Origin of the sequence: Enterobacter sp. MGH 38 (genome assembly GCF_000492855.1) — a bacterium.
In the GTDB taxonomy this organism is placed as follows: domain Bacteria; phylum Pseudomonadota; class Gammaproteobacteria; order Enterobacterales; family Enterobacteriaceae; genus Enterobacter; species Enterobacter hormaechei_C.
The window spans coordinates 1,860,873-1,877,534 of sequence record NZ_KI535608.1 but is presented as its reverse complement, the minus strand read 5'-3'; the positions used below and the strand labels follow the sequence as shown (position 1 = coordinate 1,877,534).

General features: G+C 54.0%; 16 protein-coding genes. 14 read left to right on the top strand and 2 right to left on the bottom strand.

Going from position 1 to position 16,662, the window contains the following annotated elements; genetic code table 11:
* Positions 1–347: 347 nt before the first annotated feature.
* The 6 genes from L384_RS02665 (at position 348) to otsA (ending at position 7,148) form a co-directional block, all read left to right on the top strand.
* Positions 348–905: a DJ-1/PfpI family protein gene (locus L384_RS02665; RefSeq protein ID WP_003859686.1), complete on the top strand. Its 558-nt coding sequence runs from the start codon at positions 348–350 to the stop codon at positions 903–905.
* A 316-nt stretch (positions 906–1,221) separates the two neighbouring features.
* Positions 1,222–2,211, top strand: coding sequence for an arabinose ABC transporter substrate-binding protein AraF (gene araF / locus L384_RS02670; protein WP_003859687.1), 990 nt, complete (start codon positions 1,222–1,224; stop codon positions 2,209–2,211).
* Between the two features lie 71 nt (positions 2,212–2,282).
* A complete protein-coding gene (gene araG / locus L384_RS02675; protein WP_023324891.1) occupies positions 2,283–3,797 on the top strand; it encodes an L-arabinose ABC transporter ATP-binding protein AraG in 1,515 nt (504 codons plus the stop codon).
* Between the two features lie 14 nt (positions 3,798–3,811).
* Positions 3,812–4,792, top strand: a complete 981-nt coding sequence (gene araH, locus L384_RS02680; RefSeq protein ID WP_003859689.1) for an arabinose ABC transporter permease AraH — start codon at positions 3,812–3,814, stop codon at positions 4,790–4,792.
* A gap of 153 nt (positions 4,793–4,945) precedes the next feature.
* Positions 4,946–5,749 (top strand): trehalose-phosphatase, encoded by an 804-nt coding sequence (gene otsB, locus L384_RS02685; RefSeq protein ID WP_023314361.1) that lies wholly within the window; start codon positions 4,946–4,948, stop codon positions 5,747–5,749.
* Entirely contained in the window at positions 5,724–7,148 is a 1,425-nt protein-coding gene (otsA, locus tag L384_RS02690; RefSeq protein ID WP_003859691.1) for an alpha,alpha-trehalose-phosphate synthase, read from the top strand. Before otsB ends, otsA begins: the two co-directional genes overlap by 26 nt.
* Positions 7,149–7,163: 15 nt before the next feature.
* Here otsA and uspC read toward each other — a convergent pair whose 3' ends face one another.
* Positions 7,164–7,592, bottom strand: coding sequence for a universal stress protein UspC (gene uspC / locus L384_RS02695; protein ID WP_003859692.1), 429 nt, complete (start codon positions 7,590–7,592; stop codon positions 7,164–7,166).
* A 796-nt stretch (positions 7,593–8,388) separates the two neighbouring features.
* Between uspC and flhD the strand changes: the two genes are divergently transcribed.
* The 6 genes from flhD to cheW all read left to right on the top strand — a co-directional run bounded on the left by flhD (position 8,389) and on the right by cheW (position 13,794).
* Positions 8,389–8,739 (top strand): flagellar transcriptional regulator FlhD, encoded by a 351-nt coding sequence (flhD, locus tag L384_RS02700; protein WP_003859693.1) that lies wholly within the window; start codon positions 8,389–8,391, stop codon positions 8,737–8,739.
* A 2-nt stretch (positions 8,740–8,741) separates the two neighbouring features.
* Positions 8,742–9,320 (top strand): flagellar transcriptional regulator FlhC, encoded by a 579-nt coding sequence (flhC, locus tag L384_RS02705; protein WP_003859695.1) that lies wholly within the window; start codon positions 8,742–8,744, stop codon positions 9,318–9,320.
* Positions 9,321–9,443: 123 nt separating this feature from the next.
* Positions 9,444–10,331, top strand: a complete 888-nt coding sequence (gene motA / locus L384_RS02710) for a flagellar motor stator protein MotA (RefSeq protein WP_023324890.1) — start codon at positions 9,444–9,446, stop codon at positions 10,329–10,331.
* Positions 10,328–11,257, top strand: a complete 930-nt coding sequence (gene motB, locus L384_RS02715) for a flagellar motor protein MotB (protein ID WP_023324889.1) — start codon at positions 10,328–10,330, stop codon at positions 11,255–11,257. The genes motA and motB overlap by 4 nt, the downstream gene beginning before the upstream one ends.
* A 4-nt stretch (positions 11,258–11,261) precedes the next feature.
* Complete coding sequence (cheA, locus tag L384_RS02720; protein ID WP_003859698.1) at positions 11,262–13,271, top strand: chemotaxis protein CheA; 2,010 nt, start codon at positions 11,262–11,264, stop codon at positions 13,269–13,271.
* Between the two features lie 19 nt (positions 13,272–13,290).
* Positions 13,291–13,794 carry a chemotaxis protein CheW gene (cheW, locus tag L384_RS02725; RefSeq protein ID WP_003859699.1) on the top strand — a complete coding sequence of 168 codons (504 nt, stop codon included), beginning with the start codon at positions 13,291–13,293 and terminating at the stop codon, positions 13,792–13,794.
* Between the two features lie 45 nt (positions 13,795–13,839).
* Here cheW and L384_RS02730 read toward each other — a convergent pair whose 3' ends face one another.
* The gene (locus L384_RS02730; protein ID WP_003859700.1) at positions 13,840–15,099 is read right to left on the bottom strand and encodes a dicarboxylate/amino acid:cation symporter; all 1,260 of its coding nucleotides are present in this window, start codon (positions 15,097–15,099) and stop codon (positions 13,840–13,842) included.
* 426 nt (positions 15,100–15,525) lie between these two features.
* On the opposite strand from L384_RS02730, the gene L384_RS02735 reads away from it, so the two are divergent.
* Positions 15,526–16,098: a Csu type fimbrial protein gene (locus tag L384_RS02735; protein WP_003859701.1), complete on the top strand. Its 573-nt coding sequence runs from the start codon at positions 15,526–15,528 to the stop codon at positions 16,096–16,098.
* Between the two features lie 7 nt (positions 16,099–16,105).
* Positions 16,106–16,654 carry a Csu type fimbrial protein gene (locus L384_RS02740; protein ID WP_032609535.1) on the top strand — a complete coding sequence of 183 codons (549 nt, stop codon included), beginning with the start codon at positions 16,106–16,108 and terminating at the stop codon, positions 16,652–16,654.
* The last annotated feature ends 8 nt before the right edge of the window (positions 16,655–16,662 follow it).

Below are 16,662 nucleotides of genomic sequence, written 5' to 3'. Positions count from 1 at the left end.
CTTAAGAAAACTCTTAATTGGGCTGTGTTTACCATAGATTACAAATTTAAATATAGCCCAGAATAGAAAGAAGGTTACGAGATTGGTAATTATATAACGTGTTGATTTAAAAGGGTGTAAAATCAATATTGCTCATTTTTATCGTTTCAGGAAACGTTCTTTGGCGGGAAATTCTGTAAAAGTGATAAATCAGAAATAATATTTGCAAATATATCCTGTCGTATCAAATTTGAGCTAAATCAATTTTCACTCAATATACGGTTCTGTGATCGCGGCGCAAGATTGTGATCTGATAACGCGAGAAAATGAAACGATGTTTTACATTGTTTCATTATTTGAGGTTTATGATGGCTAACGTTGCGGTGCTGCTGGCACCTGGTTTTGAAGAAGCAGAAGCGATTATCACTATTGATATTCTGCGGCGTTTACAGATTGAGGTGGAGACGCTGGCCTGCGCGGAGTCCCGTGCGGTAGTGAGTTACCATAATATCCCCATGGTGGCTGACAGTACGTTAACGGAGCGCATTAATAAGCTGTATGACGCGGTCGTATTGCCCGGTGGGCCGCAGGGGAGCGTCAATCTTGCTGCTAACCAGGAGGTGATCCGCTTTGTTTCCGCGCATGACGAGCACGGCAAACTTATCTGCCCGATCTGCTCTGCGGCCGCGCGGGTGCTGGGCGGTAACGGGCTACTGAAGGGGCGCCGCTACGTCTGTTCCGGCGATCTGTGGCAGAGCGTTGATGATGGAGTATATGTAGATGCGCCGGTCGTGGAGGATAATAACCTCATCAGCGGCAAGGGGCTGGGGCACGCTTTTGACTTTGCGCTGACGCTCTCTGCTCATTTGTTGGGTGACGACGCCCCCGTGCGCGATCATGCTGAACACATCTATTACCGCTGGTAAATTTTCTGCCGGACGCTAAGGCGTCCGGCTTACAGGGATTTCTTAGCTGACCTTATGGATAATCCTGCTTAACTCCTTTCCATTTGTAGGACAATTACGTCCTTTTTTATGTCATTTTTCGCTGAATTTATGTACGCAATTACTGTAATTCTGCGGTGTGATGTCGCTCTCTTATGGATGATTAATTTCCCGCTAAAACTATCTCCAGCAATAACGCTTATAACAAGGTAAGCGCTAATGCCTTGTTTTAAGTCCGATTAAATAAGTTGTTCGCCATTATTCCCTACAGATAAGAATGCTTAAGCTGGAGTTTACCATGCACAAATTTACTAAAGCGCTGGCGGCCATCGGCCTGGCTGCCGTTATGTCACAATCCGCTATCGCTGAAAATTTAAAGCTCGGTTTTCTGGTTAAACAGCCTGAAGAACCGTGGTTCCAGACCGAATGGAAATTTGCTGATAAAGCCGGAAAAGATTTGGGATTTGAGGTAATTAAAATCGCCGTACCTGACGGTGAGAAAACGCTGAACGCCATTGATAGCCTGGCGGCCAGCGGTGCGAAAGGTTTCGTTATCTGTACGCCGGATCCAAAACTGGGGTCAGCGATTGCCGCGAAAGCGCGCGGTTACGACATGAAAGTGATTGCGGTGGACGATCAGTTCGTGAACGCCAAAGGTAAACCGATGGATACCGTTCCGCTGGTAATGATGGCGGCCACTAAAATCGGTGAGCGTCAGGGCCAGGAGCTCTATAAAGAGATGCAAAAACGCGGCTGGGATGTCAAAGAGACCGCCGTGATGGCCATTACCGCTGACGAGCTGGACACTGCCCGTCGTCGTACCACCGGGTCCATGGACGCCCTGAAAGCGGCTGGCTTCCCGGAAAAACAGATCTACAAAGTCCCGACCAAATCCAACGATATTCCGGGCGCCTTTGATGCGGCGAACTCCATGCTCGTCCAGCATCCGGAAGTGAAGCACTGGCTGGTGGTGGGGATGAACGACAACACCGTACTGGGCGGCGTGCGTGCAACGGAAGGCCAGGGCTTTAAAGCACCGGACGTGATCGGGATCGGCATTAACGGCGTTGACGCCGTGAGCGAACTGTCTAAAGCGCAGGCGACCGGCTTCTATGGCTCACTGCTGCCAAGCCCGGATGTCCACGGCTATAAATCCAGCGAAATGCTCTACAACTGGGTGACCAAAGGGGCTGAACCGCCGAAATTCACTGAAGTGACCGATGTGGTGCTGATCACCCGCGATAACTTCAAAGAGGAGCTGGCGAAAAAAGGACTGGGCGGTAAGTAATACGCTGTGATTGCGCCCCTCCCTCACCGTGAGGGGCCAGACGTACACACTACAGGAATCACGGAGTCGTTATGCAACAGTCTGATCCGTATCTCTCTTTCCGCGGCATCGGTAAAACGTTCCCCGGTGTAAACGCGCTGACCGATATCAGCTTCGACTGCTATGCCGGCCAGGTTCACGCCCTGATGGGGGAGAATGGCGCGGGAAAATCCACGCTGCTAAAAATTCTCAGCGGCAACTACACGCCCACCACCGGCACGCTGGCTATTCGCGGCGAAGAGGTGGCCTTTGCCGACACCACGGCAGCATTAAATGCGGGCGTCGCCATCATCTATCAGGAGCTGCATCTCATTCCTGAAATGACCGTGGCGGAGAACATCTATCTGGGCCAGCTTCCGCATAAAAGCGGCGTGGTCAACCGCTCGCTGCTCAATTATGAAGCGGGCTTGCAGCTCAAGCACCTTGGGCTGGATGTCGATCCGCAAACGCCCCTTAAGTATCTCTCCATCGGCCAGTGGCAGATGGTGGAAATTGCCAAAGCGCTGGCGCGTAACGCCAAAATTATCGCCTTCGATGAGCCAACCAGCTCGCTCTCGGCGCGTGAAATAGAAAATCTCTTTCGCGTGATCCGCGAGCTGCGCAAAGAGGGCCGCATCATTCTGTACGTTTCTCACCGTATGGAAGAGATTTTTGCCTTAAGCGATGCCATCACCGTGTTTAAAGATGGACGCTACGTGCGCACCTTCACCGATATGCAGCAGGTTAATCACGATCAGCTGGTGCAGGCGATGGTCGGACGCGATCTGGGGGACATTTACCACTGGAAACCGCGCGAGTATGGCCCGGAGCGTCTGCGTCTGGATAACGTCAAAGCCCCAGGCGTGCGCACGCCCATTTCACTCTCGGTGCGCAGCGGCGAAATCGTCGGGCTGTTTGGCCTTGTGGGGGCAGGGCGCAGCGAGCTGATGAAAGGGCTGTTTGGCGGGACGCGCATAACCCTGGGCCAGGTTTTCGTCGACGGGAAAAAGGTCGATATTCAGAAGCCTGCGCAGGCGATTAACGCGGGGATTATGCTCTGCCCGGAGGATCGAAAGGCAGAGGGCATTATTCCGGTGCACTCGGTGCGCGACAACATCAACATCTCTGCCCGGCGCAAGTTTATCCGCGCGGGATGTCTGATTAACGACGGCTGGGAGGCGAGCAACGCGGATCACCATATCCGTTCGCTGAACATTAAAACCCCCGGCGCTGAACAGCTGATCATGAACCTGTCCGGCGGTAACCAGCAAAAAGCCATTCTGGGGCGCTGGCTATCGGAAGATATGAAGGTCATTTTGCTGGATGAACCAACGCGCGGTATTGACGTGGGGGCGAAACACGAAATCTATAACGTCATCTATGAACTGGCAAAACGTGGTGTGGCGGTCCTGTTCGCCTCCAGCGATCTGCCCGAGGTGCTGGGCGTCGCCGACCGCATTGTAGTGATGCGTGAAGGCGAAATTGCCGGTGAATTGCTGCATGAACAGGCGAATGAACAACAGGCGTTGAGTCTCGCCATGCCTAAAGTTAGCCAGGCTGTCGCCTGAGTAAGGAGTCAATGATGTCCTCTGTTACTACATCCGGAGCGCCGAAGTCGGCTTTCAGTTTTGGCCGCATCTGGGACCAGTACGGCATGCTGGTGGTCTTTGCTGCCCTCTTCGTCGCCTGCGCGATTTTTGTGCCGAACTTCGCCACGTTCATCAATATGAAGGGGCTGGGGCTGGCTATCTCCATGTCCGGCATGGTGGCCTGCGGAATGCTGTTCTGCCTGGCCTCCGGTGATTTTGACCTGTCGGTCGCCTCGGTGATTGCCTGTGCAGGCGTCACCACTGCCGTGGTGATCAACATGACCGAAAGCCTGTGGATCGGCGTGCTGGCCGGGCTGCTGCTCGGCGTGTTGAGCGGCCTGGTGAACGGGTTTGTCATTGCGCGCCTGAAGATTAACGCCCTGATTACGACGCTGGCGACCATGCAAATCGTGCGCGGTCTGGCCTATATCATCTCCGACGGCAAAGCGGTCGGGATCGAAGACGAGCGTTTCTTCACGCTGGGCTATGCCAACTGGCTGGGGCTGCCTGCGCCAATCTGGCTGACGGTAGGCTGTTTGATCCTGTTCGGTTTCCTGCTCAACCGCACCACCTTTGGCCGAAATACCCTGGCGATTGGCGGCAATGAAGAGGCGGCGCGTCTGGCGGGTGTCCCGGTCGTACGGACCAAGATCATTATCTTCGTGCTTTCCGGGCTGGTATCGGCGGCGGCGGGGATTATTCTGGCGTCGCGCATGACCAGCGGCCAGCCTATGACCTCCATTGGTTATGAGCTGATCGTTATCTCAGCCTGCGTTTTGGGGGGCGTTTCCCTCAAGGGCGGCATCGGAAAAATCTCATATGTGGTGGCGGGGATCCTGATTCTGGGAACCGTGGAGAACGCCATGAACCTGCTCAATATTTCTCCGTTCTCTCAGTACGTCGTACGCGGCCTGATCCTGCTGGCAGCGGTGATCTTCGACCGTTACAAGCAAAAAGCGAAGCGTACCGTCTGATTTATTTTTAGCCACTAACCTGCTCAACTATTAATCATAGTTGACCCCCTGACCGGCCCGCCAGTTTTGCTGACGGGCCGGTTGCTAAATGGCGAGCACCGTCACACTGTCTATACTTACATGGCTGTTTTGTTCACTGTAAGGAGGATTAGGGTGGCTGACTTGTTAACCGCACCGCCTGTACTGCCCGGAAAATTTGCTTTCTTTTTTGACCTCGACGGGACGCTCGCCGGGATTGAACCGCATCCGGATGACGTTGTTGTACCGGACACGGTGTTAGAGAATTTGCAGCAGCTCTCCCGACAGAACGAGGGGGCACTGGCATTGATTTCAGGGCGCTCAATGGCCGAGCTGGACGTGCTCGCCAGTCCTTATCACTTTCCGCTGGCCGGTGTGCACGGAGCGGAGCGCCGCGATATCCATGATCAACTGCATATAGTTTCACTCCCCGACACGCTGATTCAGGCGCTGCATGCGCAACTCTCTTCGGCTCTGGAAATGCTTCCCGGTACGGAACTGGAAGCCAAAGGCATGGCTTTTGCGCTGCACTACCGTCAGGCGCCCCATCATGAGGCGGCGATATTTTCGATAGCAAGAAGCGTGGCCGAAGCCCATCCGGAGCTGGCGTTACAGCCGGGTAAATGTGTGGTCGAGATTAAACCGGCAGGAATTAACAAAGGCGCTGCCATTGCAGCGTTTATGGCGGAAGCGCCGTTCAAAGGGCGTACGCCAGTCTTTTTTGGGGATGACCTGACCGACGAGGCCGGGTTCAGGGTGGTAAACCAGGCCCAGGGCATGTCTGTCAAGGTTGGATCTGGTGAAACCATTGCCGGATGGCGGCTGGAAAATGTCGCCAGCGTCTGGCAGTGGATATCTGACGTCGCTAACCAGCAACAACAACAAATAGCGCAAAACAACGGGAGAAATCATTATGGGTCGCTTAGTCGTCGTCTCTAATCGCATCGCACCGCCGGATGATAAAAAAGCCAGTGCCGGTGGCCTGGCGGTCGGGGTATTAGGTGCCCTCAAAGCCGCGGGTGGTCTCTGGTTTGGCTGGAGCGGGGAAATCAGTAACGAAGAGAAACCGCTAAAAAAGGTGTCACGGGGCAATATCACGTGGGCCTCCTTCGCCCTTAGCGAGAAGGACTATGATGAATATTATTCCGAGTTCTCAAACGCCGTGCTGTGGCCAGCGTTTCACTATCGTCTGGATCTGGTGAAATTCCAGCGTGAATCCTATGAAGGCTACATGCGCGTCAACGCGCTGCTGGCAGATAAACTACTGCCGCTGATCGAAGAAGACGATATCTTATGGATCCACGATTATCATCTGCTGCCCTTCGCCAGGGAGTTGCGGAAACGGGGTGTGAATAACCGAATCGGTTTCTTCCTGCATATTCCGTTCCCGACCCCGGAGATCTTTACGGCGCTGCCGCAGCACGAGGAGATCCTGGAGGCGCTGTCAGATTACGACCTGCTCGGTTTCCAGACGGAAAATGACAGGCTGGCCTTCCTCGACAGCGTGTCGGGCAAAACCCGGCTGGTCACTCACGGCGGTAAATCTCATACTGCGTGGGGACGAAATTTCCATACCGAAGTCTACCCAATCGGTATTGAGCCAGACGAAATTGCCGAGCAGGCCTCCGGTCCGCTGCCGCCGAAGCTTGCCCAGCTCAAGGACGAACTCAAGCACGTTAAGAATATCTTTTCGGTTGAACGACTGGATTATTCCAAAGGGTTGCCGGAGCGATTCCTCGCCTATGAAACCCTGCTGGATAAATTCCCGCAGCATCATGGCAAGATCCGCTACACCCAGATAGCGCCGACCTCGCGCGGTGAGGTTCAGGCCTACCAGGATATTCGTCACCAGCTTGAGACCGAAGCAGGGCGCATCAACGGACGCTATGGCCAGCTCGGCTGGACTCCACTTTTCTATCTGAATCAGCATTTTGAGCGCAAAATACTGATGAAAGTGTTCCGCTATGCGGACGTCGGGCTGGTCACGCCGCTGCGCGACGGGATGAATCTGGTGGCAAAAGAGTATGTAGCAGCACAAGATCCTGCTGACCCGGGCGTGCTGGTGCTGTCCCAATTTGCCGGTGCGGCAAACGAGTTAACCTCAGCGCTGATTGTGAACCCTTACGATCGCGATGACGTGGCAAATGCCCTGAATCGCGCGTTAACCATGCCGCTTGCGGAACGCATTTCACGTCATTCGGAAATGATGGAGACCATCGTCAAGAATGATATCAACCGCTGGCAGGCGCGTTTTATTGACGATTTACGCGCGATCCAGCCGCAAAGTCAGGAAGGTGATCTGCAAAAAAAGATCGCGACCTTCCCTAAACTCGCCTGATTTCCTTCGGGGGCATTAATTGCCCCCGAGAGGCACCAGCAGGACATCCACCTGGCTTGACGAAACGATGGATTTTGCCGAGCATGCCGCCCGGGAAAAAAAGCTCTGGTTATGATTTCCGCAAATGACCAGGTCAATATTCTGTTTCCGACAAATGTCGAGAATATGTTCACTTAATTCCCCGGTGGCAATCACCGTCTGATGGACAGGATAGTTTGCCCGCTCAACCAGCTCGCGCAGAAATTGCTGCGTTTCTTCCTGAAGAACCTCACGAATATCTTCCAGCATAGGCGCTGCCAGTTGGTTATACATTTCGGGTTCAGCTGCCAGGGTGATCAGACTTATGCGGGCGTTGTTCGGGCGGGCAATGGAAACGGCACGGGCGACGAGTTGATGACTTTCTGGGGAAACCGCAACAGAAACAAGAAGATGGGAGTAACTCATCACACACTCCTTTTATGTCAGAATGACACGTTTCTCAAGCTTTACCGCGAATCTGCCGCTTCTGCAAGAGGTACATGCGACAATAGTGTGAACCTTATCATAATTATTCATTAATTATTCTTATAAGAAGAATAACGAAATGGCGGCGCTAAATGAAAGTAATTAACAACTTAACGTAAATCACACATTTAGCCTTCCGTGCTGTTAAATCGCGTTAACCGATCGTCAACGCAAGCGTGATGCTGACCCCTGGAAGCTCCTGTCTCGAATTGAAAGCTTAACCTGCTGTTTTTACTTAATTAACTCTGGCTGTTCCCTGACGTTCGCGCCCGTTCAGACGCGGAAGGGCAGCGCTTCTCCGACATAGCAATTTTCATACCCGATCCACTCATCCCTCTGCATGAGTATTCGTTCCACAAGAATATAACCAAGCTTTGGTTGCTCAATAAATAGTCAAATTACAAGTCGTGCTGATGGATTTATGGGTTACATTCGCGTAAATTATGTGACGAAGATCACATTTTTTTTAAATTCCAGGGGGGGCTGCATTGTATGTGTCAAAACTGACGAGTAGAGTTTGCGTCGAATTAGGAAAAATCTTAGTTATTTGTAAGAAAAGATAAAATGTGTAACCGACATTTTGGCCATGTTAACCGGTCACGCGCTTTACGACGTACAAACCTAAATTCAACTATGCATTTGGCCTTTTCTTTTTATACCGGGTGATTTCCCGGCGACATCACGGGGTGCGGTCTTTCCGCATAAAAATAATAGTTGGTTATTCGGGATGGGAAAAATGCATACATCCGAGTTGCTAAAACATATTTATGACATCAATTTGTCGTATTTATTGCTCGCGCAGCGTTTGATTAGTCAGGACAAACCGTCAGCGATGTTTCGTCTGGGTGTTAACGAAGAGATGGCAACCATGCTGGGTGGATTAACCCTCCCGCAAATGGTCAAGCTGGCTGAAACCAATCAACTTGTCTGCCAGTTCCGTTTTGATAACCCGCAGACCATTACGCGTCTGACTCAGGAATCCCGCGTGGACGATCTGCAACAAATCCACACCGGTATTCTTCTCTCCACCCGCCTGCTCAACGAAATCAGCCAGCCTGATGACGTAGCCCGGAAGAAAAGGGCTTAACAATGAGCGAAAAAAGCATTGTTCAGGAAGCCCGTGATATCCAGCTGGCAATGGAACTCATCACGCTGGGCGCGCGTTTACAAATGCTGGAAAGCGAGACGCAGTTGAGCCGTGGTCGTCTGATCAAGCTGTACAAAGAATTGCGTGGTAGCCCGCCGCCAAAAGGCATGCTGCCGTTTTCCACTGACTGGTTCATGACCTGGGAGCAGAACATTCATGCTTCCATGTTCTGTAACGCCTGGCAGTACCTGCTTAAAACGGGTTTATGCAGCGGCGTTGATGCCGTGATCAAAGCCTACAAACTTTACCTTGAGCAATGCCCGCAGCAGGAAGAGGGACCTCTGCTGGCGCTGACCCGCGCCTGGACGCTGGTGCGTTTTGTTGAAAGCGGCATGCTTGAATTGTCGCGCTGCAACTGCTGTGACGGCAATTTTATTACCCACGCGCATCAGCCTGCGGGCAGCTTCGCCTGTAGTTTGTGCCAGCCTCCATCCCGAGCCGTAAAAAGACGTAAACTTTCCCGGGATGCTGCCGATATTATTCCACAACTGCTGGATGAACAGATCGAACACGCTGTTTAACCCGAACCTGTGGGCAAGATTCCAGCAGCGGTAAGCGATTACCGCTGCTTTTTTTTACCCTGCGTTCAGGTCTCGCGCTCGAAATGAACGTCCTGCCATAGTCACTAGCGGAAGGATGATGTCGTGCTTATCTTATTAGGTTACCTGGTAGTTCTCGGTACAGTTTTCGGCGGTTACATGATGACCGGCGGGCACCTTGGAGCACTCTATCAACCGGCTGAACTTGTCATCATCGGCGGTGCAGGGGTAGGGGCTTTTATCGTTGGTAACAACGGTAAATCGATCAAGGGCACGCTGAAGGCGATTCCGCTGCTGTTTCGTCGCTCGAAATACACCAAAAGCATGTATATGGATCTGCTGGCGCTGCTCTATCGCCTGATGGCGAAGTCACGTCAGCAGGGGATGTTCTCGCTGGAGCGGGACATCGAAAACCCGAAAGAGAGCGAAATTTTCGCCAGCTACCCGCGTATTCTGGCCGACGCGATGATGCTCGATTTTATCGTCGATTACCTGCGCCTGATCATCAGCGGCAACATGAACACCTTCGAAATTGAAGCCCTGATGGACGAAGAGATTGAAACCCATGAGAGCGAATCCGAAGTGCCGGCCAACAGCCTGGCGCTGGTGGGCGACTCGCTTCCGGCGTTCGGCATCGTGGCGGCGGTAATGGGCGTGGTACATGCCCTGGCCTCGGCGGATCGCCCGGCGGCTGAGCTGGGCGCGCTGATTGCCCACGCGATGGTGGGGACGTTCCTCGGTATTTTACTGGCCTACGGCTTTATCTCCCCGCTGGCGAGCGTGCTGCGCCAGAAGAGCGCCGAAACCACCAAAATGATGCAGTGCGTGAAAATTACGCTGCTCTCAAACCTCAACGGTTATGCCCCGCCGATCGCCGTCGAATTTGGTCGTAAGACGCTCTACTCCAGCGAACGTCCGTCGTTTATCGAACTGGAAGAGCACGTGCGCGCGGTGAAAAACCCCAACCAACAGACGACAACTGAGGACGTATGAAAAACCAGTCCCATCCGATCGTCATCGTAAAAAAGCGCAAGCATAAGGCGCACGGGCACGGTTCTCACGGCTCCTGGAAGATCGCGTACGCCGACTTTATGACCGCCATGATGGCGTTCTTCCTGGTGATGTGGCTGATCTCCATCTCCAGCCCGAAAGAGCTTATCCAGATTGCGGAATATTTCAGGACGCCGCTGGCGACGGCGGTCACCGGCGGGCCGCGCATTTCGAACAGCGACAGCCCGATCCCCGGCGGCGGTGATGATTACACCCAGCAGCAGGGCGAAGTGAAAAAACAGCCTAACATCGACGAGCTGAAAAAACGGATGGAGCAGGCGCGCCTGAAAAAACTGCGCGGTGACCTGGATCAGCTGATTGAAGCGGACCCCAAGCTGCGCGCGCTGCGTCCGCATCTGAAAATTGACCTGGTACAGGAAGGGCTGCGTATTCAGATCATCGACAGCCAGAACCGGCCGATGTTTAAAACCGGCAGCGCCGAAGTCGAGCCCTACATGCGCGATATTCTGCGTGCGATTGCACCGGTACTGAACGGTATTCCTAACCGCATTAGCCTGTCCGGACACACGGATGATTTCCCGTACGCCACGGGAGAGAAAGGATACAGCAACTGGGAGCTTTCTGCCGATCGCGCCAACGCCTCGCGTCGCGAGCTGGTGGCGGGTGGGCTTGATGATGGCAAGGTCCTGCGCGTGGTCGGCATGGCTGCAACCATGCGCCTTACCGACCGCGGACCGGATGACGCCATCAACCGTCGTATCAGTCTTTTAGTGCTGAACCAGCAGGCGGAGCAGGCCATCCTGCATGAAAACGCCGAAAGTCAGAATGAGTCACTGGACGATTTAAAACAGCCTGGGGCCGTCCCTTCGGCTGCCGTTCCAACATCGCCACCAGCCAATCCGAGGTGATAGCGTGAGCATGGATATTACCGATTTTTACCAGACATTTTTTGATGAAGCCGACGAATTGTTGGCCGATATGGAGCAACATTTGCTGGATCTGGTGCCCGAGGCGCCGGACTCAGAACAGCTCAATGCCATCTTCCGTGCGGCGCATTCCATTAAAGGCGGAGCCGGAACGTTTGGATTTACCATTTTGCAGGAAACCACCCATTTAATGGAAAACCTGCTGGATGAAGCACGACGCGGTGAGATGCAGCTCAATACCGACATTATCAACCTGTTTTTGGAAACGAAAGATATTATGCAGGAACAGCTCGACGCCTATAAAAGTTCGGCAGAGCCTGATGCCGCCAGCTTTGAATACATCTGCAACGCGCTGCGTCAGTTAGCGCTGGAAGCCAAAGGTGAGGCGTCTGCGCCCGCTGTCCCTGCGGCAAAACTGAGCGTTGTTGACGCCGTGGCCGAACCCGCTACGGCGCCTGACGCGCCCGCAGGAAAACTGCGCGTGGTGCTGTCACGTCTGAAGGAGAACGAGGTCAACCTGCTGGAAGAGGAGCTGGGGAACCTGGCGACGCTCAGCAACGTGGTGAAGGGCAAAGACAGCCTGGCCGCGACGCTTGACGGCGGGATCGGTCAGGATGACATCGTGGCAGTGCTGTGCTTCGTGATTGAAGCGGATCAGATTGCGTTTGAAACCGAGGCGGCGGCAGTTGAAGCGCCAGCTCCGGCAGAGAATACCCCTGCGGTAGTTGCCGCTGCCCCGGCACTGAAAGCCGTGCCAAAAGAGACGGCTGCCCCGGCCCGCGGTGAAAAACCGGCGGCGCGTTCCAGCGAGTCCACGAGCATTCGCGTGGCGGTGGAGAAAGTGGATCAGCTAATCAACCTGGTGGGTGAACTGGTGATCACCCAGTCGATGCTGGCCCAGCGTTCCAACGAGCTGGACCCGGTGACTCACGGCGATCTCATCACCAGCATGGGCCAGTTACAACGTAACGCCCGCGATTTGCAGGAATCGGTGATGTCCATCCGCATGATGCCGATGGAATATGTCTTCAGCCGCTTCCCGCGCCTGGTGCGCGACCTGGCCGGCAAGCTCAACAAACAGATCGAACTCACGCTGATGGGCAGCTCCACCGAGCTGGACAAGAGCCTGATCGAACGCATTATCGACCCGTTAACGCACCTGGTGCGTAACAGCCTCGACCACGGCATCGAGCTGCCGGAAAATCGCGTGGCAGCCGGAAAATCGCCCGTGGGCAACCTGATCCTGTCAGCGGAACATCAGGGCGGCAACATCTGCATCGAAGTGACCGATGACGGCGCGGGCCTGAACCGCGAGCGCATTCTGGCGAAGGCGATCTCGCAGGGAATGGCGGTCAACGAAAACATGACGGACGAAGAAGTGGGCATGCTGATTTTTGCCCCGGGCTTCTCAACCGCAGAGCAGGTCACCGACGTTTCCGGCCGTGGCGTGGGCATGGACGTGGTGAAACGTAACATTCAGGAGATGGGCGGTCACGTTGAGATCCAGTCTAAGCAGGGTGCAGGCACCACGATTCGTATCCTGCTGCCGCTGACGCTGGCCATTCTTGACGGCATGTCCGTTAAAGTGGCGGACGAAGTCTTTATTCTGCCGCTGAACGCGGTGATGGAGTCCCTCCAGCCGCGTGAAGAAGATCTGCATCCGCTGGCGGGCGGGGAGCGCGTGCTCGAAGTACGCGGCGAGTATCTGCCGCTGGTGGAACTGTGGAAAGTGTTCGAAGTGGACGGGGCAAAAACCGAGGCCACGCAGGGTATCGTTGTGATCCTGCAAAGCGCCGGACGCCGCTACGCGCTGCTGGTTGATCAGCTGATTGGTCAGCATCAGGTGGTGGTTAAGAACCTGGAAAGTAACTACCGCAAAGTGCCGGGGATCTCTGCTGCCACCATCCTGGGTGATGGTAGCGTCGCGCTGATCGTCGATGTATCGGCACTTCAGGGATTAAATCGTGAACAACGTGTGGCGAACACAGCCGCCTGATTAAGTAAAAGGTAATAACATGACCGGTATGAGTAACGTAACGAAACTGGCGGGCGAGCCATCGGGGCAGGAATTCCTGGTTTTCACTTTAGGTGATGAAGAGTACGGTATCGACATCCTGAAAGTGCAGGAAATTCGTGGTTACGACCAGGTAACGCGCATTGCGAACACGCCAGCGTTTATCAAGGGTGTGACCAACCTGCGCGGTGTGATTGTGCCTATCGTGGACCTGCGCGTGAAGTTCAGCCAGGGCGATGTGGAGTACAACGATAACACGGTGGTGATCGTCCTGAATCTGGGGCAGCGCGTGGTGGGGATCGTGGTGGATGGCGTGTCTGATGTACTGTCGCTGACCGCAGATCAAATCCGTCCTGCGCCGGAGTTTGCGGTCACGCTGTCGACGGAATACCTGACGGGGTTGGGTGCGCTCGGCGAGCGTATGCTAATTCTGGTGAATATTGAGAAGCTGCTGAACAGTGAAGAGATGGCGCTGCTGGATATTGCGGCGAATCATGTAGCATAAAATGAAGCCGGGTAAGCGTCAGCGCCACCCGGCTCTTTTGTATCCTTACGCCTCCTGCTCCACCAGCTCTGCCTCCGCTTCCCGCGCCCCTTCATTCTGCGACAGCATCGCCGTCGCAATCCCGTTCCCCAGCACGTTAATGGCGGACCGTCCCATATCCAGGAAATGATCAATCCCCATCAGCAGCAGGATCCCGGCCACCGGAATGTTAAAGCTCGGAATGGTTGCCGCCAGCACCACCAGCGACGAGCGCGGTACACCCGCAATGCCTTTCGAGGCCAGCATCAGCGTTAACATCAGCACCGTCACCTCGGTGAAACTCAGGTGAATGTTGTACGCCTGGGCGATAAACATTGAGGCGAACGAGCAGTACACCATGGAGCCGACCAGGTTAAACGAGTAGCCGATCGGCAGGACGAAAGAGGCGATATTACGTGAACAGCCGAAGCGCGCTAACTGCTCCAGCGTTTTCGGGTATGCCGCTTCAGAGCTGCTGGTGGTAAACGCGACCAGCACCGGATCTTTCAGCATCGCCACCAGACGAAAAATCTCTTTTTTCAGCACCATGTAACCTACCGCCAGCAATACCAGACAGGTCAGAAGGATCGCCACATAGTAACCGCCAATAAACGAGGCATAGTTCAGCAAAATGCCCAGCCCCTGGGTGGCAATGACGGACGAAATTGCGGCAAAAATGGCCAGCGGCGCAACGTACATCACGTAGCCCGTCACCTTCAGCATAATGTGGGAGACCACATCCAGCGCCGCGACCAGCGGGGCGTTGAATTTTTGGCCCAGTGACGCGCCGCCAATGCCGAAGAACATCGAGAAGACCACAATTTGCAGGATCTCATTGTTCGCCATCGCGCCGGCAATGCTGGTTGGAATGGTATGTGACAGGAAGGCTTTCAGCGACATCCCACTAACGGCCAGGCCGGTATCAACCGTCTCTGTGGGAATGCTCAGGTTCAGACCGCTGCCGGGTTGTTCAAGGGTAACAATAAACAGCCCCACCAGAATGGAAAGCACGGATGAGCTGATAAACCACACCATCGCTTTACCCCCGACGCGCCCAATCGTCGACGTTTCACCCAGCTTCATAATGCCCACCGTCAGGGTGCTGAACACCAGCGGGGCAATCACCATCTTAATCAGCCGCAGGAAAATATCGGTCAGTAGCGTAATGTTCTCCGACCAGGCCTGTATCGCGTCGGACGAAGCATACTCATGGATCGCCGCACCTGAAAGAATACCCGCCAGCATGAAAATCACGATGAAGAGCGTGAGTTTGTTTGCACTTGCCACAAAAAGATCCTCTATGCGCTAAAAGAGTTTCCTGCGTCGATGCATACAAAATTTTTATTTAAGCGCAGGAAAATATTCGAGGCATAAATTGAAGTAAAGCTGCGTGAGTTACAACTTGTTTTTAATTTTTATGAAATTCGTTGTTTTTATCATAACGATATATTGTGATGCAGATCACATTACACGCGATATATCCTCAGATTAAGCAAGAATAATGCCCGTTTTATTTTGCTAACTCTTTGTAATGTTTGTTAATAGTCTGTTAATTGGGGGCGGGTGTCTCACCTTCGTTGAAAGTGGTTGAAGCGTGAACCATAAACTAAATTCTCAGTAACCGCGCCGGGGAATGTTTAAGCGGGGCTAACATACTGAACAGTATGAATAAAATATGGCAAGCGGACCATTATTTCTTCTGGAGGGTGGTAAATGAAAAGAAAACTTCTTTTTATCTGCGCGGGTACACTGCTGACGGCGGCGACTGTCGGTCAGGCGCTGGCAGTCACCAGTAGCGGTACTATCGGGGCGACGCTGACGTTGACGAACGGTTGTTTGATCAACGGCTCGCCAACGCAAAACGGCATTAACTTCGGGACACTCGATTTCGGGACCCATCCTGCGACATTCTCCACCCTGACAACCCAGTTAACCGGGGCCAGCGGCGGAAATACCTTTACCATTCAATGTACCACTGCCAGTTACACGGTGGCGATCACCGGCAACACCAACGCGACCGCACCCGGAACCGTTGTCGGCACCCCCGGCACACCCGCCCGATATCTGGTGAACACCGCCAATGCGGCACAGGGCGTGGCATACAGCCTCTATAGCGACAGCGGGTACAACAACGTGATTGCTAACAACGCCGCGTTGCCCGTAGCTTCCACAGCGGGCGGGGTGAACAGCTATACCCTCTACGGGCGCATAACGGGCGGCGGCAATAGCGTAACGGTTGTACCGGGAACCTATACCGACACGATTAACGTCAGCGTCACCTACTGATTCAGCCATGAAGGCATTGTGTTTATGTCTGCGCGAAAGCGCAGAGGGCGTCGTGCACCCTTTTTTGGCCCTGATCGTCGGGCTGATGATGATCTGCGACGCCAGGGCGGTGACATCCCAGTCCTTCAGGGTGAGCGCGACGGTAGTACCAGGATGCTCGGTGAGTACCGGCACGGGCGGGCGCTTTGGGACGCTGGATTTTGGAACCCGCAATGGCGTGGACAACACGCCGGTCAGCACCAGCTTTGTCGCCGACGGCGCGTTGTCCATCGCCTGCACACCGGGTGTGGCGCTAAGTATGAGCATTAACGGCGGTCAGAATTATAGCTCTGTGAGGCGGATGACGCGTTCAGGCGGGACAGAGGTGGTCGGTTACCGGCTCTACAGCAGCAGCTCACTGGCCGCGAACAGTGAAATTGGCGTTAACCAGGCCATACCGATTACCTATACCAACAGCAATAACATCGCGCTGCCTCTTTTTGGCGTCGCGCTCCTGACGGGGTTTAGCCTGCCGGGAACATATTCAGATCAACTCACCGTGACCTTGTCATGGTAGGAAAGGGA